This window comes from Streptomyces sp. NPDC002868 (assembly GCF_055563295.1).
Genome location: NZ_JBVHDR010000002.1, coordinates 208,319 through 225,882, shown reverse-complemented (window position 1 = coordinate 225,882; position 17,564 = coordinate 208,319). Strand labels below are relative to the sequence as shown.

Below are 17,564 nucleotides of genomic sequence, written 5' to 3'. Positions count from 1 at the left end.
CGGATTACTTGCCGGCGTTGATGGTCGCCTCGGTCACGGCACTGTTCTTGACGTCCCACTTCTCCAGGACCTTCTCGTACTCGCCGCTCTTGATGATCGCGTTGAGGGCGTCCTTGAGCGCGTCGCGGAGCTGCACGTTGTCCTTGTCGACGGCGATGCCGAACGGACCGGCTTCGGTCTGGTCGCCCACGACCTCGAAGTCGTTGCCGCCGCCCGCGGTCTTCGCGATGTGCGCGGCGACCGGGTAGTCGTTGAGGTCGGCGACGGCGCCACCGGACTTCACGCGGGTCTGGGCCTCGGCGTCGGTGTCGAACGCCTCGATCGTGAGCGCGCCCTTGCCGTCCGTCTTGCACTTGGCGGCCTGGGTCTTGAAGGTGGCCTCGTAGGTCGTGCCGCGCTGGACGGCCACCTTCTTGCCGCACAGGTCGTCGAGCGACTTGATGTTCTCCGGGTTGCCCTTCTTGACCAGGAGCGAGACGCCGGAGGTGAAGTAGTCGACGAAGTCGACGCCCTCGCCGACCTTCTTGCCCTTGTCGTCCAGGCCCTGCTGGCGGGCCTTGGTGTCGGACATGGCGGACATGACGATGTCCTGGCGGCCACTGTTGAGCGACGAGATCAGGCCGTCGAAGGTGCCGCTGGTGAACTGGAACTTGACGCCGAGCTCCTTGCCGAGGGCCGCGGCGATGTCGGGGTCGATACCGACGATCTTGCCGCCCTCCTCGAACTCCATCGGCGCATAGGCGGCGTCCGTGCCGACCTTGATCACGCCGGCGTCCTGGTACTTCTTCGGCAGCTTGTCGAAGAGCGCGGCCTTGCCCGACGTGGCGCCGTTGGACTCCTTGGTGCTCGAGCCCGAGTCTGTCTGGTCACCACAGGCGGTGAGCAGCAGTGCGCCGGCGACCGCGATCGCGCCGACCGCGGCGATCCGGGACCTGGTTGCGGTCGTACGACAGGCGTTGCTTGCGGTCATGGTCGGGATCCTCCGGCGGGTGAGGGGGTGCGATTTGTCGGTCGTGCACTCATCTTCGAGTGTCGCGACCTTGAGTGTTTTCGGCATCTTGCCATTCGGACTAGCCCAATCAGGGGGCAGCGCATGTCAAAATCGGGTAACGGGACACCCCCGGACCCCCTCGGGCCGGTACATCAAGGCCGGACCTTTCACGGGAATGTCTTCTTCCGACCGGAAGATCTGCGGCCCGTCAGGCACTTCGCGCGGATTTTCGGGCGCAAAGCTGACGTGTCCTGACATTCGGCCATGAGTCATGTCAGCAGGCGGATATCGACTCGTCGCCGGGGCCATCGGTCAGGTAAGAAGGACGTTTACACCCCTCATCCGGGGCTCAGGGCGCGTGTGCGGCGCGCCCGCGCGTACGTACCTCCCCCTGCCAGGCGGGCCAACCGCTGAGGCAGGGCACGGACGCGGTGCCCGCCCACCCCTCCTCAACCAGGAGTGGCCACCCTCAACTGATGAAGACTTAAGGGGTCAACCAAATGGCAGCGGAGATCGTCAATCCTCGCAGCGACAGCGAAGACGGTGCGGAGGGAGCTCCCGAGGAGCCCTTCGATCCGGCCTTCGCGCTGCACCGCGGCGGCAAGATGGCCATCCAGGCCACGGTGCCGGTGCGTGACAAGGACGACCTTTCCCTCGCGTACACACCCGGTGTCGCCAAGGTGTGCAGCGCGATCGCCGAGCAGCCGGAGCTCGTCCACGACTACACCTGGAAGTCTCAGGTCGTCGCTGTCGTGACGGACGGGACCGCGGTGCTCGGTCTCGGCGACATCGGACCGGAGGCGTCGCTTCCGGTGATGGAGGGGAAAGCCATCCTCTTCAAGCAGTTCGGCGGCGTGGACGCGGTTCCGATCGCGCTGGCCACGACGGACACGGACGAGATCATCGAGACCGTCGTGCGGCTCGCGCCGTCCTTCGGCGGGGTGAACCTCGAGGACATCTCGGCCCCCCGCTGCTTCGAGATCGAGCGCAGGCTCCAGGAGCGGGTCGACATCCCGGTCTTCCACGACGACCAGCACGGCACGGCCGTGGTGACCCTCGCCGCGCTGCGCAACGCCGCGAAGCTGACCGGGCGCGGTCTCGGTGATCTGCGCGCCGTCATCTCGGGCGCGGGCGCGGCGGGCGTGGCCATCGCGAAGTTCCTGCTGCAGGCGGGCATCGGCGATGTGGCCGTGGCCGACCGCAAGGGCATCGTCAGCCAGGACCGCGAGGACCTCACCCCGGTCAAGCGGGAGCTCGCGGAGATCACCAACCGGGCGGGGCTGAGCGGCTCGCTGGAGAAGGCTCTGGCCGGCGCGGACGTCTTCATCGGCGTCTCCGGCGGTACGGTCCCGGAGTCCGCGGTCGCGGCGATGGCGCCCGGCGCCTTCGTCTTCGCCATGGCCAACCCGAACCCGGAGGTGCACCCCGAGGTCGCGCACCGGTACGCGGCGGTGGTGGCGACGGGTCGCAGCGACTACCCCAACCAGATCAACAACGTGCTGGCCTTCCCGGGGATCTTCGCGGGCGCACTCCAGGTCCGGGCCTCCCAGATCACCGAGGGCATGAAGATCGCCGCGGCGAACGCGCTGGCGGACGTGGTGGGCGACGCGCTGGCGGCGGACTATGTGATCCCGTCGCCGTTCGACGAGCGGGTGGCTCCGGCGGTCACGGCGGCGGTGGCTGCGGCCGCACGCGCCGAGGGTGTCGCCAGGCGCTGACGCTGCTGGTATGTACGCGCACGGGCCGTGCCGTACCCCTTGAGGGGGTCCGGCACGGCCCGTCGCGGCTGCTGGGCGCCGTTGCTGGGTGCTGTTGCTGGGCGCCCACATTTGTTCCGGGGGTTCCTCCGATCGGGCCGGGGGTTCCGCCGATCGGATGGATCCGGGGCGGCCGCGAGGCATGCGCGGAACGCGGCGCAGGTCCGGCGGGACGCGTGTCACACCGGTGCGCGGTTCCGCCGCGCAGCGGCCCGGCCTACCCTCAAGGTCATGTTCGCCGCCTACGCCGCACGCATCGACCGTGAAGCCCCGCTCAACGGCCTGGAGCTGGGCGAACGCCCGGCCCCCGAGTCCCGCCCCGGGTGGACCACCGTCACCGTCAAGGCCGCCTCCCTCAACCACCACGATCTCTGGTCGCTGCGCGGCGTCGGCCTCGCCGAGGACAAGCTGCCGATGATCCTCGGCTGCGACGCCGCGGGCATCGACGCGGACGGCAACGAGGTGGTGCTCCACTCCGTCATCGGCCAGACCGGGCACGGCGTCGGCCCGGACGAGCCGCGCTCCATCCTCACCGAGCGCTACCAGGGCACCTTCGCCGAGCAGGTCGCAGTCCCGACCTGGAATCTGCTGCCCAAGCCGAAGGAGCTCAGCTTCGAGCAGGCCGCCTGCCTGCCGACCGCCTGGCTCACCGCGTACCGCATGCTCTTCACCAACGCCGGCGTACGGCCCGGCGATTCGGTCCTCGTCCAGGGCGCGGGCGGCGGCGTCGCGACCGCCGCGATCGTCCTCGGCAAGGCGGCCGGACTGCGGGTGTATGCCACCAGCCGCGACGAGGCCAAGCGCAAGCGGGCCGTCGAACTCGGCGCGGAGGAGGCGTACGAACCGGGCGCGCGGCTGCCCCGGCGGGTGGACGCTGTCATGGAGACCGTCGGCGCCGCGACCTGGTCGCACTCGATCAAGTCGCTGCGGCCCGGCGGCACGCTGGTGATCTCTGGCGCGACCAGCGGCGACCGCCCCTCGCACGCGGAACTCACCCGGATCTTCTTCCTGGAGCTGAAGGTCGTCGGCTCGACCATGGGCTCCAAGGACGAGCTGGAGGATCTCCTCTCCTTCTGCGCGGCCACAGGCGTGCGGCCGGTGATCGACGAGGTGCTGCCGCTGGACCGGGCCAGGGAAGGCTTCGAGCGGATGGCCGGCGGCGACCTCTTCGGAAAGATCGTGCTGACGCCCTCTTGATGGACCGTCAGGTGTGCTGATGGGATCCGCCCCATGCGTACGCGCCGAACGATCCGGGCACTTGCGGCGGTCTGCTGCACTCTTCTGCTGTCCACGGGCGCCGTCGGGGTCGCGGGGGCCGTCGGGGTCGTGGGGGCTCCGGCCGCCGCGGTCCCGGGCGGTCCCGGCGGCATCCCACGCCTGACCGACGACCGCGGCCGCACCCTCACCCTGCGCGGCTGGAACGTCGAGGACAAGACGAACCGCGGCGAGCGGGCGCTTTCCGCCATCACCGAGAAGCACTTTCGTGACATGCGCGCCAGGGGCTTCAACTTCGCCCGCCTGCTGGTCTTCTGGGACGACCTCGAACCCCGGCAGGGCCACTACAGCGCGGCGTATCTGCGCAAGATCGAGCGGATCCTGGACTGGGCGCGGAAATACGACGTCCAGGTGCTCATCGACGCCCACCAGGATGTCTTCGGCCCCGCCTTCGGGTATCGCGGCATCCCGGAGTGGGCGACGAGGACCGACGGACTGCCCTTCACCCCGCACCCGGACGACTGGTTCTCCGAGTACTTCGAACCGGCTGTACAACGTGCTTTCACCCACCTCTACGAGGACGAGGACCTGCGGCGGGCGCAGGCGCGGATGTGGCGGGTCATCGCCGACCGCTTCGAGCACCATCCGGCCGTCCTCGGCTACGACCTGATCAACGAGCCGATGGGTGAGCTGCGCGTGGGCGAGGATCTGCCCACCGCAGCCCGCCGGATCGAACGCGATCAGCTCACGCCGATGTACAACCGCCTTGCGGACGCGGTCCGTTCGGCCGACGACGGCAACTGGGTCTTCGTCGAGCCGACCCCGATCGTGGGCGAGGGCGTCCCCACGGGCCTCGGCAGGATCGAGGACCCGAAGGTCGTCTACGCCCCGCACTTCTACAACACGGCGATGGAGGCCGGCGCGGACTACGACCCGTCGGCGGGCTGGATCGAGTCGTACGAGGCGGCCGTCACCGCGTACCCGAAGGAGCAGCGGATCCCGGTCGTGGTGGGGGAGTGGGGTCCCCTCAACAACTCCCTTCCGAACATGTCCCGCTTCTACCGCGAGGCGCTGGCCTCCCTGAACCGCTACAGCTCGGGCTGGGCGGGCTACGTCTGGTGCTACGGCGGCGGCTACTGCGCGGTCGACGACCGGGGTCTGTTCCGTACGAACAAGGAGCAGACCGCGGCGCCGTACGCAGCGGCCGTCGCGGGGCGGGTCGCGTCCGATGCGTACGAGCCGGGGACCGGGATGTACCGCCTGGTGTACCGGGCGTCCGAGCGGGCGGGCATGACAGAGGTCTCCCTGCCTCCTGGCCCGACCGGCTGGCGTATCGCCGTGGACGGCCCGGCCTGGACGAGTACCCGGACGGTGCCGGCGGGCAGACCGGGGACGGTGCGGGTCCTTGCCCTGCCCGGGGCGCGGATCGCGGTCACGGTCACGGTCACGGCCAAAGTCACCGTCACCGTCACTCCTCGTACACCACGATGAAGTCGCCGCACTGGCTCGTGTGCGTGGCGAGGGCGTCTCGCAGCCGCCGCAGATGCGCCGTCGTCAGCTGGAGCGGGGGTTCGTCCGGCTGATGCGTGGTGCCGCGGGGGTAGTCCCGGTCCGGGGTGGTCGTCATCTCTATGTGGCAGCCGAGGATGTGGCTGACGGGGGTGGCCGCGCAGAAGGCGAGCAGTCGGTCGACGGTGGCGGCGAAGGCGGCGGTGTCCTGGACGTACAGCCGGCCGGGGTAGAGGGAGTCGCCGGTCAGCAGCAGCCCGGTGTGCCGGTCGTGGAAGGCGACCGCGGCTTCCTGGTGCCCGGGGCCCGGCAGCAGGTCGACAACCCGCCCGCCGAGGTCCAGCTCGGCGCGGCCGTCCGGCCAGTCCTCGAACCCGAAGAAGCCCCGCACCTCGTCGAGTGACGGCCCGACGACCTCGGTGCGCGGCCGGTCCGCGAACTGTGGGTCGCCCGCGATGTGGTCGCCGTGCCCATGGGTATGGGCCACCACCAGCCCGTACTCCGTGCGCGGATGGCGGGCCAGCCACCGCTCGATCAGCGCGTCGACCGTCGCGCGCAGCGGGAAGTGCGCGGGGTCGGCCGTCGCTCCGGTGTCCAGCAGCAGCGCCCGTTCGTTCCCGAACAGCAGGAAGAGGAACGGGGCTTCGAAATGCACGGACTTGTTCTGCCGCAGGATCACGGTGTGCTCGTCGTAGGCATGCGTCTGTATCTCCGGGGCCGGGTCGTGCTTCGGAGAGGGCCAGCCGGCATGCCACTGGACGTCGAGGCTGCCGGTGAGGGACGCGGGCGTACGGAAATCGATCACGAGACCACGGTACGGCGGGGTGCTGTCAACTGGGGTTGACAGTGGACAACTGTCAATGTAGGTTGACAGTTATGACCGAAGCAACCGATCTCGCCGAGCGGGCGGGCGACCGTGACCCGCGGGTGGGGCTGCGGGCGGTCGCCGCGCTGCGGCGACTTCTCGAGCAGCTCGAAGCGGTACAGGTGCGCAGTGCCCGAAATCAGGGCTGGTCGTGGCAGGAGATCGCGGCCGAGCTGGGCGTCAGCCGGCAGGCTGTACACAAGAAGTACGGGAGGCAGTGATGTTCGAACGCTTCACCAAGGATGCCCGTGATGTTGTGACGGGCTCGGTAGAACACTCGGAGCGGGCGGGCGCGGACTCTGTCACCGATGAGCACCTGCTGCTGGCGATGCTGGACCAGGAGGGGACGCGGACGGCGTTCGCGTTCACGGCGCTGGGGATCATGGACCGGCGCCGGTCGGTGGAGGACGCGCTGGCGGACGCGCGGCGGCGGGGCGGTCTCACAAAGGCGGACACGGATGCGCTGGCGGGGCTCGGGATCGATGTGGCCGAGATCGTCTCCAAGATCGAGGAGACGCATGGGGCGGGGGCGTTGCAGGTGGGCGGGGTGTCGAAGGCGCGGTGGTCGCGTCGGCGCCCCTTCGGCGCGGAGGCGAAGGGCACGCTGGTGCAGTCGCTCCGCATCGCGGCGGGCCGCGGGGACCGCGAGATCGGCGGCGAGCATCTGCTGCTGGCGCTGACGGCGCGGCGGGGGGTGGTGGCGGAGGTGCTGGCGGACCACGGGGCGACGTACGAGGCGGTGGAGCGGGTGATGTACGGGGGCGGGGCGGCGCGGGCGGGGTGACCTTGCGGTCCGGGGTTCCTTGCGGTGCGGGGGGTGGGGCTGTTCGGGGTGCGGGCGTACGCGGTGCGGGCTGTTTGTCCCCCACCCCGCCCCTTCCCGAAACTGGGGCGGTGCCCCAGGCCCCCTGGGGGAGGGGTACGTGGGGGGCTGACGCCCCCACCCCCCCCGGGAAGCGGCAGCTTCGCGCCGCCGGGTGCCCCGGATCGCTCCGGTGCAGGGGATGCGCAGGGGGCGTCCTCTGGACGTAAAGCGGTGCAACTCGCGTGCAGCGGAGCCGCAAATCAGATGCGGAGCCGCAAATCAGATCCAGCACAGTCCAGAACACGCGCCCCAGAGCGGCCCCAGCCCCGCGCCCCGCGGCCCCGAGTGACCCGGAACGCCCCAGGCCCGTCCGCGCCCCGCGGTCCCGCTCATCCCGGAACGCCCAGGATCCGCGCCCCGGGCGGTCCGCACCCCCAGCCCTCAGGGCGCCGGTTTCCGTAGTAGCGCTCCGATGTGGGCCGCTGCCGTGGACAAGTGGCGCCTCGCCTCGGCCAGTTGTTGGGGCGTAACGCCGTGGTCCCGTGCCGCGTCCCTGATGTCGTCGCGGAAGCGGTCCAGCAAGCGGTCCAGGTCGCGGGCCGGGTCGCCCGAGTCCGTCGTGTCCTTCGCCCAGCCCGGCTCCGGCTCCGGCTCCGGGGCCACGGTAGCGCCGCGCGCCAGGCCGCCCAACTGCGCGCTCAGTTCCGACAGGCCCTCCCGTACGCCCTTCGGCCAGTCGCCCCGCGCGAAGTGGTCCTGCACCTGGTCCTGGACCTGCTTGGCGATGCGCTGCATCTCCTGGCGGGCCGTCTCCTGCGCCTCTTTCGCCTGGCGGCGCGCCTGCTGCGCGTCCTCGCGGGCCCGGCGCGACTCGTCCTTCGCGCGGCGCGCCTGCTCCTTCCACTCCTGCTTGGCCTTGCGCAGCTCCTCCTTGGCCGCCCGCCACGACTCCTTGTCGCCCCAGTCCTTCTCCGTGCCCGACGTCGTCCGCGTCTGAGTCGCCGCCGCGCGCATCTCGCTGCGCAGCTTCCCCGCCGCGCCGCGCACGTCGTCGCGGATCTCCGCGGCCAGCTCGGAGACCGACTCGCGGATCTCCAGTTCCAGGTCGGCCAGCTCGCCGCTGCGCCCGGCCAGTTCCTCGCGGCCCGCGTCGGTGATCGAGTAGACCTTGCGGCCGCCCTCGGTGGCGTGCGTGACCAGACCCTCGGCCTCCAGCTTGGCCAGCCGCGGGTACACCGTTCCCGCCGATGGCGCGTACAGCCCCTGGAAGCGCTCCTCGAGCAGCCGGATCACCTCATAGCCGTGGCGCGGAGCCTCGTCCAGGAGCTTCAGCAGATACAGCCGCAGACGGCCATGGGCGAAGACGGGCGGCATGTCAGAGCACCTTTCCGGTGGGGGCTGCGTCGTACGGTTCGTCCTCCGCGGGCGGCCGGCGGAGCAGCGCTATCGAACCGGACACGGTCGTCGCCTTGAGCGTGCCCGTGCCCGCGCCCAGCGTGCCGGTGATCTTCTTCGCGCCCCACTGGCCGCTGATCCGCAGGTCGTCGAAGGCGTTGGAGACCGAGCCGCTCGCGGTGTTCGCCTCGACCTGCGCGTCCGCGGGGTGCGGCAGCCGGATCGCGACCTCGCCGGAGACCGTGGTCAGCCGGATGTCGGTGGGCCTGCCCGCCGGGTCGAGGTCTATGACCATGTCGCCGCTGACGGACTCGGCCCGTACGGACGAGCCCGCCCCCTCGATCACCGTCAGATCGCCGGAGACGGAGTTGTAGCGCAGATCGCCGGTGACGGACTGGGCCTCCAGATTCCCGGAGACGGTGTCGGCGCGGACCGCGCCGGAGAGCCCGACGAGCGTGGTGTCGCCGCTGATGCCGCGTACGGCCGTCGTCCCCCGGATCCCGGATACGACCGCTCCCGCGCCGACGACGCCGACCTCCACGGTCGAGCCGGCCGGAACGGCGAGGGAGACGACCGCGCTGCGGTGCCAGCCCTTGCGGTCGAGCCACTTGAGGAAGCCCTTCCAGGGCAGGTCCTCGTACGCGACGGTGAGCGTGGCGCCCTGCTGGGTTACGACCAGCGGGGGGCCCTCGATCTCGGAGATCTCGAGGCGGGCGGAACCTTCGTCGGTGCCCACGACGTTGACCGTTCCATTGACGATGCGCACATTGAGCGCCGTCACGGGGTCGTCGAAGGTGAGCTTCTTGGGCTCAGAGACTTCCCACGTCGACTCTGCCATGGTGCTGACCTCCCGGGGCGGCTGCGACGCAACATATCGCGTCTCCTGCTCAACACGATATATCGCGGTTGAGGGATGTCAAGCATGATGCCGGGCCGGTAAGCGGGCATTGGGCGTACTACCCGGACAAACTGGCCTAGCGTATGGGCCATGAATCCGACACCCGTGGGAGCGCTGCTGCTGTGCCGGGCCGAACCGGCTGTCGTACGGCCCCCGGCCCACCTGCTGCGCGAGCACCAGCTGCTCGCCCCGGCCGGGCAGCAGTGGAGCGTGCTCGTCCCGGAGGGAAAGCCCTGGCTGGACGGCGGCGAACCGGTCGACCGGGTGCTGGCCGGCTGGGCGGCCGCGCTCGCCGTGGGCGTGAACTGGCCGGTGCTCGCCCTGTGGTGGGACGGTGACCGGGCCGGATTCACCCTGGCTTCCGGCTTCCGCAGGCCCGTCGGCTACATCTGGCTCGCGGACGGTACGCCGGTCGGCGAGGACGAGGCGATGCAGACGTTCGCGTCCCGGCTCGGGCTCGATCCCGTACTGGATCTGCAGGCGCTGGAGCCGCTCACCCGGCCCGATCCGGAAGCGGACGCGCGGGCCCGGCTGCTCGGTCTGATCGCGGTCCTGGCGCGGACCGGACTGGCCCTGCCCGCGGGCCTGGCCCCGGGCGAACCGGCCGGCCGGCTGCGGTCGGTCGCCCGCGAGCTGGGCGCGGAGACGGTGGAGTGGTCCGGCTGGCGCGATGCCGTACGGGCGGAACTCCACGCGGTCGAGGAAGGCCGGCTGGGCCCCTGGCTCCGCGGCCCGAAGGCGCGTCTGCTCGGGGCCGCCCAGCTGGCGGCGGGAGTGCCGCTGCTGGCGTGGGGGTTCGCCCGCCGCCCCGGCGGCTTGGGCTGGGCGGCGGCGGGCGTGGTGCTGGTCGCGAACGGGGCGCTCAGCCTGGTGTACGACCGGGTGCGGCGGGAGCCGGGCCGGTCCAACGGAGCCGGTCATCCGGACCGGCCGAACGCGTCCGGTTAGCCGGACCCACCCCCGATCCCCCGGGGCAGCGGAACCGGGCCGACCCCCGACCCTCGATCCTCGGCCCTACGCCCCCTACTCGTCCTCGTCCTCGTCGTCCAGCCGCGCCAGCCACGTGGCCAGGCGCTCCACCGGGACCTCGAAGTCCGGGTTGAGGTCGACGAAGGTGCGCAGCTGTTCGGCGAGCCACTCGAAGGTGATCTCCTCCTGGCCGCGTCGCTTCTCCAGCTCCTCGATGCCGCGATCGGTGAAGTACAAGACATGCTCCTGGTACGGACGGGGTCTACCTCTTTAGATTACGGCGACTTCCGACTCTCCCCTGCAACCGTGCAGGCCAGTAACGTCGTCGCCATTCGCACACCGCCCAAGTGCGTTAGCGCGGGGGCGAGTTGGCCGTGAAGACGGGGGGAACCGTGAACGCACGCGTCCAGCAGATCGAATTGCCCGGGGGAGCCGTCGTGCTCGCCCGGCTGTCCACCGCGGGCGGCGGATACGGCGAGGACGACGAGGACGTCGGCTTCGTCGAGAACGCCACCGCCAAGGTCCAGCAGCTCCAGCAGCTGATCACCGAGGTCGGCGCCTCGGTGCTGGAGGCCGCGGCCGCCGCCAAGCCGGACGAGGCGAGCGTCAGCTTCGGCGTCGAGCTCACCGCCAAGTCCGGCGTCGCCCTCGCTGTGCTCGCCGCCGGGGAGGCCAAGGCGTCGGTCCAGGTCACGCTCACCTGGAAGCTGAAGGATCAACAGAACGACATGAGCGATGACACGGCATGAGCGATTCCGACTCCGTCATCGACGCCCTCACCCGAGCCGCCACCGTCCACTTCTCACCGGTACAGGACGAGCAGGACGAGCAGGGCCAGCCCGCAGCCATGTGGGGCAGCGGCTTCTTCGTCGCGCCCGGCTGGGTCCTGACCTGCGCACACGTACTCGCCCCCCATCTCAAGGGCGACCGGGACCGGATCTTCCACCTCCGCGGCAGCGAGGTGAACGACGACGAGCCGCTTCAGGCGCGGCTCGACTGCTGGCTGCTCGACGGCGAGCCGCGGGCCGAGCAGCGCGTGCCTGTCGAGCAGGATCTCGCCCTGGTCAGGCTTGTGGATCCGCACGTCGAGCACGAGTGCGTCTGGCTCACCGACCGCACCGATTACCCCGGCGGCCGCGGCATCGTCCAGGGCTACCGGCCCGAGCAGCAGGAGTACGGAGCCGAGAAACGCGCCGTGCGCTGGAAGGCCGCCGCGAGGATCAACGGCTTCGACGACGACTACGGGATGCGATTCAGGCCAGAAGCCGAGTTCCCCAAGGGCGGCTCGGGCTCGCCCGTGCTCGACGCCCACACCGGTGCCGTCGTCGGCATCCTCAAGTCCCGCCGGGCCGGGCGGGACGGCGGCATGGCGATCGCGGCCACCGCACTGCGCCGGTTCGGATCCACCTACCAGCTCCTGATGGCCGCGCACGACCGCTGGCACGGCCAGTCCCCGAAGGTCACCGGGCACAACTGGATCGAGCGCCAGCACCAGCTCCCGGGCGCCGGCGTGCACACCAGCGGCGACCAGTGGTGGAGCCCGCACGACCGGCGCGAGGCGCTTTTCCTGCTCGCGGGTGTGCACCCGCCGGGGGCCATCCGGCCCGTCGTGGAGCTGGCCAAGAAGGCCCGCGGCGGTGTCGCCTCCCCGCCCGGCCAGCTCCTGCCGCGCATCTGGCGCGACGGACACGGCCTGCTGTACGAGGCGGGGCAGCCCGTCGCCGCCATCGCCGCGCTGCACTACCTACAGCTGGTGGTGGAGTACGAGCGCAGCCGCGGCGGCGACCCCGTGGCCCTCGCGGACTGGGTGGCCCGCCGGCTCCAGGAAGTGCCCCGCATCGTGCACACCGTGGTCACTCAGGCGACGCTGCCGCCCGGACTCGTACACCCGCGCACGCCCGACGGCCAGGACCGGATCGTCGTCCGCTATCCGCGGCCCGGCGACGGATCCGCCGTCGTCATCGTCGAGCTGGAGCCGGTCTGCGACGCCCGGCCCACCCGCTTCTACTGGCGGATCCGGGTCGACGACGGCCAGGACGTGAACGAGCCGCTGCACGAGGAGCAGACCGGCGACGGCGTCCCGCCCGAGCAGCTCATCCAGCGGCTGCGCGGCCCGTTGGACGAGGTCTTCGCGTCAGTCGACTCGCCCGGCGTCCCGGCACCGCTCGAAGTCGCCCTGCCCGTCGACCATTTCGACACCGCCGTACACCGCTGGCAGCTCACCGAGATGGCCCGGCTGCACTGTCCGGCGTATGTCGGCGTACGGCGGATGGTGGTGCTGCGCGACCTCGCGAGACGAGGAAAACCGGACGCCGTCTGGCAGCGCCGCTGGGAGGGGATGGCGGCTGCCGATGTGCTCACCGCCTGCCGCACCCCGCCGCAGCGGCAGGTCCCCAGGCCCCGGCACTTCGAGGACATGCCGCCGTCCGCCGTGCCTGTCCTGTGCAGGCCCGCAGGCAGCGGGGTCGGCCGGAGAGCCATCGGCATGGCACTTCAAGCGGGGCACGGTATCGCCCTGTGGCACACCGACGGCCATGCCGACCACGGCTGTACGGAGTTCTGCGAGGACCTGCACCGGGGCGCGGCCCAGCTGCTCGGGCAGACCGCGGGCGCGACTGAGCTTCCCGACCGGCTGCGCCGTATCAGGGACGACATCAGCGGATCGAGGAACAGCCGCCACTGGGCGGAGGGGGTGGCCATGCTCTACGACGACCCGAGCCGCCCTCTGCCCGCCGACGACACCGGACCGGTGGACTCCCCATGAGGAGCCGCACCCGAGCAATGGGAGGGCAGGGCGGTGGGTACAGGACAGACGTGGTCCGCCACGGGTCCGCCCACCGACCGCCTATGAGGAGCGAGCGATGGACGACTGGCTGATCTACCGAGGCGTCGGTGCGCCGGATCCGGACCGGATCCGCCGACTGCCACCGCCGCCCCCCTGGCGTGCCTTCTCCGGAAAGCCGCTGCCCGACCCCGCGCCGCCGATCGACAGTTCGTCGACGCGGCGGCTCGGCGCGCGCGTGGCGGCCCCGCCCGCCCAGGACGCCGAGACCCTCGAACTCATCAACGCCGCCCTCTACTTACGGCGTCCGCTCCTCGTCACCGGCGAGCCGGGCTCCGGCAAGTCCACGCTCGCGCACTCCGTCGCGTACGAACTCGGGCTCGGCCGGGTCCTGCAGTGGCCCATCGTCAGCCGCACCGAGCTCAAGGACGGGCTGTACACCTACGACGCCATCGGCAGGCTCCAGGACGCCCAGCTCGCCGAGCGGGGATCCGAGCGTGGGTCCGACGACATCGGCCGGTACATCAGGCTCGGCCCGCTCGGGACCGCGCTGCTGCCGGCCGAGCTGCCCCGCGTCCTGCTCATCGACGAGCTCGACAAGAGCGACATCGATCTGCCGAACGACCTGCTGAATGTGGTGGAGGAGGGGGAGTTCGCCCTCCCTGAGCTGGAGCGGATGGCCGACCGGCCCGGCCAGGACGAGGTGCGGGTGCTCACCGACGACGGCCGCCGGGTGCCCGTCAGGGACGGCCGGGTGCGCTGCAAGGCGTTCCCCTTCGTGGTGATGACCAGCAACGGAGAGCGCGACTTCCCCGCCCCGCTGCTGCGCCGCTGCATCCATCTGCACCTCGACCCGCCGCGCGACGAGCGGCTCGCCGCAATGGTGCAGGCCCACTTCGGAGCCGGATCCGACGAGCGGAACCTCGATCTGATCGGCCAGTTCACCCGCGAGGACGGCGACGGCGAACTGCGGCCCACCGACCAGCTGCTCAACGCCATCTACCTCACGCAGCAGGCGGTCCGCGCGGACGCCGGGCGGCGCGAGGAGATCGCCGAGCTGCTGATACGTCCGCTCGATACCCGACAGCGGTGACCGCGGTGAGCCCGGCCGCCCCGCCCCCCGCACTGACCGCACTGGTCACGCGGCTGCGCGAGGCTGAACTGAAACCCACCGCCGAGGAGTTGGCGGACGCCCTGTGGCTCTCGCAGCATGTGCCCGCGGCCGCATCCCGGCGGCCGGCCCCCGCACCCGCGGGGACGTCCGGGGCGCAGCCCGCGGACCGCCCGGCCGTGGAGGTCACGGAGCGGCCCGCGCCCTCGCCGCTGCACGCGGGAGCGCCGCCGCGCCCCCGCGTCGACCTGTACGGTCCCGCGCAGGGCGAGGGCGCGCCCAACGGCGTACCGGCCGCAGGCATGCGCCGGGTGCCCGTCCCGGCCGCCGCCGCGCTGCCGGACGCGCTCGCCCTCCAGCGCTCTCTGCGGCCCCTTCAGCGGTACCGCCCGCCCATGCGACTGGTACGCCGCGAGCTCGACGAGGTCGCGACAGCGGACCGGGCCGCCGACACAGGTCTCGTGGTGCCGGTGCTGCGCACCGCCCGGCGGCGTGAGGCGCGGCTCGCCCTGGTCATGGACGTCTCCTCGTCGAATGTCGTCTGGGACAAGGCACTTGACGAGCTGCGGCAGGTCTGCGAACGCGCCGGAGCGTTCCGCGAGGTCGCCGTGCACCACCTGAGCGAGGACGAGCCGACGCCCGCCCAGCTCGGCGATCCCACCGGGCGGCAGCTGACCGTGGTGCTCAGCGACTGCGCGGGCCCCATGTGGCGCAGCGGCCGTATGCAGCGCCTGCTGTACACCTGGGCGTCGACCGCGCCGGTCGCCGTCGTGCAGCCGCTGCCGCAGCGGATGTGGCGGCGTACGCATCTGCCCGCGCGGCCGGGTCTGCTGCGGCGGCGCGAAGGACCGGCGGGGCGGCTGGAGTTCACCCCGCACCACGGCGGCCTCGAGCGGGGCATCCCGGTTCCGGTGCTCGCGCTGCGCCGCTCCTCGTTCGAGGCCTGGACCCGACTGGTGGCGGGCGCGACCGGGCAGTCGCTGAACGCCGCCGCGGCGCTGGTAAGAGCCCGCCACGAACCCGCCTCGGGCCGGTCCCGTACCGCACAGGACATCGACGCAACGGCGCGGGTACGGGCCTTCCGCCGGACCGCGTCGCCCGCCGCCGCGCAGCTCGCGGTCTATCTGTCGGCGGTCCCGCTGGTGCTCCCGGTGATGCAGCTCGTCCAGCGCGCCATGCTGGTGCGCAGCGGCCCCGACGTACTCGCCGAGGTGCTGCTCAGCGGCCTGCTGCGGAGGGACGACGAAGGACCGGGCGACCGGGAGGGCGGACCTTCGTACGTCTTCCTGGACGGGGTGCGCGAGGAGCTGCTGGGTCAACTGGGTGCGAGCAGCGCCGCGTTGGTGCTCAAGCACTGCTCCGAGTACGTCGAGACGCGCTACGGGCGTACGGTACGCAACTTCCCGGCCATGGCCGCCGCCTTCCTCGCCGGGTCGGTCGACCCGTACCCGGTGGCATCCGGCAGCCCCGACAACCGCAGCCAGATGGCCTTCGCGCAGATCTCCGCCCAGGTGCTGCGCCGGCTCGGCGGCCCCGAACCGGCCTCGCCCCCCGGCGGCCTGCCGCGACAGGGCCCGGCGGGTCTGCTGGCGCAGGCCCGCGCCTGTCTGGCGCACTTCGGCGAGTACGGCACCGTACGCGACCTGGACGCGGCGATCAGGCTGCTCGGCTCGGCCACCCAGGCAGAGCGTCGCACCGCCGAACGGGCCGTGCTGTACGGCGAGTTGGCCGAGGCGCTGCTGCGGCGCTGGCTGGTGCGCCCGCTGCCGGAGGACCTGCGCGAGGCGCTGGACGCCGCGCAGAACGCGCTGACCGGGAAGCCACAGGCGCATCTCACTCTGGCGCACGTCCTCGAGGCGATGGCGGACGAGGTGGAGGAGGGCAGGCTGAGCCCCGGGCTGATGCCGGAGTGGGTACGGGTCCAGGCGGCCGCGGGCCCCGACGACGCCGGCCTGGTGGCGTCGATCCTGCTCTCGACCGCGGACGCCAGCCTCACCGAACTGATCGAAACCCCGCCGCGGCCGGACGGCCCGGGCGGGCTCGGCAAGGCAGCGGCGGCGGCCAGGATCCGGGTGCTGCGGCGACTGGCCGTGACCGGCGCTCCGTACGCCCTGCGCGGTCCGGTCCGCCCCGAGGACTGGTTCACCGAGACGCTGCAGATCGCCCTCGGCGTCGTACAACTGCTGCTGGCCGACGAGCGCCGGGAGTCCGCGCTGCTCATCAAGGGCGGACTGCTCCTTGAACTGGCCCGCCACTACCGGGGCGAGGGCCCCGTCCCGCGGGCCGCCGACGAGGAGGACCTGATCGCCTCCCGCGCCTTCGCCGACCGGGCCGACAAGGATCTGCACGCCGGCATCGACGGGCTCGACTGGGACGCCGTCCCGCAGACGGAGCTCTGCCGAGCCTGGCTGGATTACGCCGACGCCATCGAGTTCGCCCACCAGTACCCCGACGACGACGCCAGACTGCGCATCCTCCAGGCTCTCGACCAGGCGCGTCGCTACGTCGGCAAGGACGAGGAGGCACAGGCCGACATCCTGCTGCGGATGGCCCGCGTCCTGGAGCAGCGTTATGTGTCCACCGACGGCTGGGCGCACCGCGACTCGGCGATCGCGGCCTGGACCGAGGCCGTGCCGCTGCTGCCCTGGCACGACCCCAGCCGCGCCGTCGTGCTCACCTCGCTCGGCAGGCAGCTGACCGAACGCGGCGTGGACAAGGAGTCGCCCGCCGATGTGCACGCGGCCGTGCGTGCCCTGCGCGGGGCGATCGAAGAGACACCGTCCGCCGATCCCGAACTCCCGCGCCGCCGGGCCCTGCTGGGCCACGCCTACATCGAGCGCTTCCGGGCCGAGCAGACCGTCGCCGATCTCCACGAGGCGGACTGGGCACTGGGCGCCGCCGCCCGCGCGGCCGCCGACCCCGAACTGGCCGCGTACGCCTGGTGGTACCGCGCCGTGGCCGCCGCCCTGCTGGCCCAGCGCACCGCATCCCACCCGAAGCTCCAGGACGCCGCGGCCCATTACCGCCACGCGGCTGCCCAGTCCGGAACCGGCGACCTGCTGGACCGCGCGGCCACCGCCCAGTGGATGCGAGCCACTCGTCTGGAACGTACGGCGGGCTTTGAGCGCGCCCTGGAGGAACACCGGGCCGTGCTGTCCCTGCTGTCCGCCGCGGGTGCGTCGGACTCGGAGGCGGCGAGCCTCATCCGCCACGAGATCGCCAGACTCGAAGAGGCCTGAACAGGCCGAAGAGCCGAATGGCCTGAAC

At 71.7% G+C, this 17,564-nt stretch carries 15 protein-coding genes; 10 read left to right on the top strand and 5 right to left on the bottom strand.

All coding sequences use genetic code 11. The features are described from left to right. Positions 1 to 4: 4 nt before the first annotated feature. Complete coding sequence (locus ACZ3H8_RS06865) at positions 5 to 970, bottom strand: ABC transporter substrate-binding protein (protein ID WP_467398408.1); 966 nt, start codon at positions 968 to 970, stop codon at positions 5 to 7. A 521-nt stretch (positions 971 to 1,491) separates the two neighbouring features. Between ACZ3H8_RS06865 and ACZ3H8_RS06860 the strand changes: the two genes are divergently transcribed. The 3 genes from ACZ3H8_RS06860 (at position 1,492) to ACZ3H8_RS06850 (ending at position 5,454) form a co-directional block, all read left to right on the top strand. Next, positions 1,492 to 2,709, top strand: a complete 1,218-nt coding sequence (locus ACZ3H8_RS06860) for an NAD(P)-dependent malic enzyme (RefSeq protein ID WP_467398405.1) — start codon at positions 1,492 to 1,494, stop codon at positions 2,707 to 2,709. A gap of 270 nt (positions 2,710 to 2,979) precedes the next feature. Beyond that, on the top strand, positions 2,980 to 3,945 hold the full coding sequence (locus tag ACZ3H8_RS06855; RefSeq protein WP_307661193.1) for a zinc-binding dehydrogenase: 966 nt from the start codon (positions 2,980 to 2,982) through the stop codon (positions 3,943 to 3,945). 33 nt (positions 3,946 to 3,978) lie between these two features. Then, the gene (locus ACZ3H8_RS06850; RefSeq protein ID WP_467398402.1) at positions 3,979 to 5,454 is read left to right on the top strand and encodes a glycoside hydrolase family 5 protein; all 1,476 of its coding nucleotides are present in this window, start codon (positions 3,979 to 3,981) and stop codon (positions 5,452 to 5,454) included. On the opposite strand, the gene ACZ3H8_RS06845 is transcribed toward ACZ3H8_RS06850, so the two are convergent. Next, a complete protein-coding gene (locus ACZ3H8_RS06845) occupies positions 5,432 to 6,277 on the bottom strand; it encodes an MBL fold metallo-hydrolase (RefSeq protein WP_467398400.1) in 846 nt (281 codons plus the stop codon). The genes ACZ3H8_RS06850 and ACZ3H8_RS06845 overlap by 23 nt on opposite strands. A 71-nt stretch (positions 6,278 to 6,348) precedes the next feature. On the opposite strand from ACZ3H8_RS06845, the gene ACZ3H8_RS06840 reads away from it, so the two are divergent. Continuing rightward, complete coding sequence (locus tag ACZ3H8_RS06840) at positions 6,349 to 6,558, top strand: helix-turn-helix domain-containing protein (protein WP_018571396.1); 210 nt, start codon at positions 6,349 to 6,351, stop codon at positions 6,556 to 6,558. Next, positions 6,558 to 7,121 carry a Clp protease N-terminal domain-containing protein gene (locus ACZ3H8_RS06835; RefSeq protein ID WP_467398397.1) on the top strand — a complete coding sequence of 188 codons (564 nt, stop codon included), beginning with the start codon at positions 6,558 to 6,560 and terminating at the stop codon, positions 7,119 to 7,121. Before ACZ3H8_RS06840 ends, ACZ3H8_RS06835 begins: the two co-directional genes overlap by 1 nt. Before the next feature lie 462 nt (positions 7,122 to 7,583). Here the strand turns inward: ACZ3H8_RS06835 and ACZ3H8_RS06830 are convergent, their stop codons facing one another. Next, complete coding sequence (locus ACZ3H8_RS06830; protein ID WP_467398395.1) at positions 7,584 to 8,516, bottom strand: PadR family transcriptional regulator; 933 nt, start codon at positions 8,514 to 8,516, stop codon at positions 7,584 to 7,586. A gap of 1 nt (position 8,517) precedes the next feature. After that, a complete protein-coding gene (locus ACZ3H8_RS06825) occupies positions 8,518 to 9,375 on the bottom strand; it encodes a DUF4097 family beta strand repeat-containing protein (RefSeq protein WP_307661188.1) in 858 nt (285 codons plus the stop codon). Between the two features lie 150 nt (positions 9,376 to 9,525). Here ACZ3H8_RS06825 and ACZ3H8_RS06820 point away from each other — a divergent pair, with 150 nt between their 5' ends. After that, positions 9,526 to 10,383, top strand: coding sequence for a hypothetical protein (locus ACZ3H8_RS06820; RefSeq protein ID WP_467398392.1), 858 nt, complete (start codon positions 9,526 to 9,528; stop codon positions 10,381 to 10,383). Positions 10,384 to 10,458: 75 nt separating this feature from the next. Here the strand turns inward: ACZ3H8_RS06820 and ACZ3H8_RS06815 are convergent, their stop codons facing one another. Beyond that, on the bottom strand, positions 10,459 to 10,641 hold the full coding sequence (locus tag ACZ3H8_RS06815; protein WP_307661186.1) for a DUF6104 family protein: 183 nt from the start codon (positions 10,639 to 10,641) through the stop codon (positions 10,459 to 10,461). A gap of 155 nt (positions 10,642 to 10,796) precedes the next feature. On the opposite strand from ACZ3H8_RS06815, the gene ACZ3H8_RS06810 reads away from it, so the two are divergent. The 4 genes from ACZ3H8_RS06810 (at position 10,797) to ACZ3H8_RS06795 (ending at position 17,536) form a co-directional block, all read left to right on the top strand. Then, positions 10,797 to 11,153 carry a CU044_2847 family protein gene (locus ACZ3H8_RS06810; protein ID WP_467398389.1) on the top strand — a complete coding sequence of 119 codons (357 nt, stop codon included), beginning with the start codon at positions 10,797 to 10,799 and terminating at the stop codon, positions 11,151 to 11,153. Beyond that, on the top strand, positions 11,150 to 13,168 hold the full coding sequence (locus ACZ3H8_RS06805) for a VMAP-C domain-containing protein (protein ID WP_467398386.1): 2,019 nt from the start codon (positions 11,150 to 11,152) through the stop codon (positions 13,166 to 13,168). The genes ACZ3H8_RS06810 and ACZ3H8_RS06805 overlap by 4 nt, the downstream gene beginning before the upstream one ends. Positions 13,169 to 13,265: 97 nt before the next feature. After that, complete coding sequence (locus tag ACZ3H8_RS06800) at positions 13,266 to 14,279, top strand: AAA family ATPase (RefSeq protein WP_467398384.1); 1,014 nt, start codon at positions 13,266 to 13,268, stop codon at positions 14,277 to 14,279. Next, entirely contained in the window at positions 14,276 to 17,536 is a 3,261-nt protein-coding gene (locus ACZ3H8_RS06795; protein WP_467398382.1) for an SAV_2336 N-terminal domain-related protein, read from the top strand. Before ACZ3H8_RS06800 ends, ACZ3H8_RS06795 begins: the two co-directional genes overlap by 4 nt. Positions 17,537 to 17,564: the final 28 nt, after the last annotated feature.

What these genes read in the sequence shown, in the direction of transcription:
- ACZ3H8_RS06840 (WP_018571396.1), top strand. Translation starts at nt 6,349, where the DNA reads ATGACCGAAGCAACCGATCTCGCCGAGCGGGCGGGCGACCGTGACCCG.
- ACZ3H8_RS06805 (WP_467398386.1), top strand. Translation starts at nt 11,150, where the DNA reads ATGAGCGATTCCGACTCCGTCATCGACGCCCTCACCCGAGCCGCCACC.
- ACZ3H8_RS06825 (WP_307661188.1), bottom strand. Translation starts at nt 9,375, where the DNA reads ATGGCAGAGTCGACGTGGGAAGTCTCTGAGCCCAAGAAGCTCACCTTC.
- ACZ3H8_RS06820 (WP_467398392.1), top strand. Translation starts at nt 9,526, where the DNA reads ATGAATCCGACACCCGTGGGAGCGCTGCTGCTGTGCCGGGCCGAACCG.
- ACZ3H8_RS06850 (WP_467398402.1), top strand. Translation starts at nt 3,979, where the DNA reads ATGCGTACGCGCCGAACGATCCGGGCACTTGCGGCGGTCTGCTGCACT.
- ACZ3H8_RS06855 (WP_307661193.1), top strand. Translation starts at nt 2,980, where the DNA reads ATGTTCGCCGCCTACGCCGCACGCATCGACCGTGAAGCCCCGCTCAAC.
- ACZ3H8_RS06835 (WP_467398397.1), top strand. Translation starts at nt 6,558, where the DNA reads ATGTTCGAACGCTTCACCAAGGATGCCCGTGATGTTGTGACGGGCTCG.
- ACZ3H8_RS06860 (WP_467398405.1), top strand. Translation starts at nt 1,492, where the DNA reads ATGGCAGCGGAGATCGTCAATCCTCGCAGCGACAGCGAAGACGGTGCG.
- ACZ3H8_RS06865 (WP_467398408.1), bottom strand. Translation starts at nt 970, where the DNA reads ATGACCGCAAGCAACGCCTGTCGTACGACCGCAACCAGGTCCCGGATC.
- ACZ3H8_RS06830 (WP_467398395.1), bottom strand. Translation starts at nt 8,516, where the DNA reads ATGCCGCCCGTCTTCGCCCATGGCCGTCTGCGGCTGTATCTGCTGAAG.
- ACZ3H8_RS06800 (WP_467398384.1), top strand. Translation starts at nt 13,266, where the DNA reads ATGGACGACTGGCTGATCTACCGAGGCGTCGGTGCGCCGGATCCGGAC.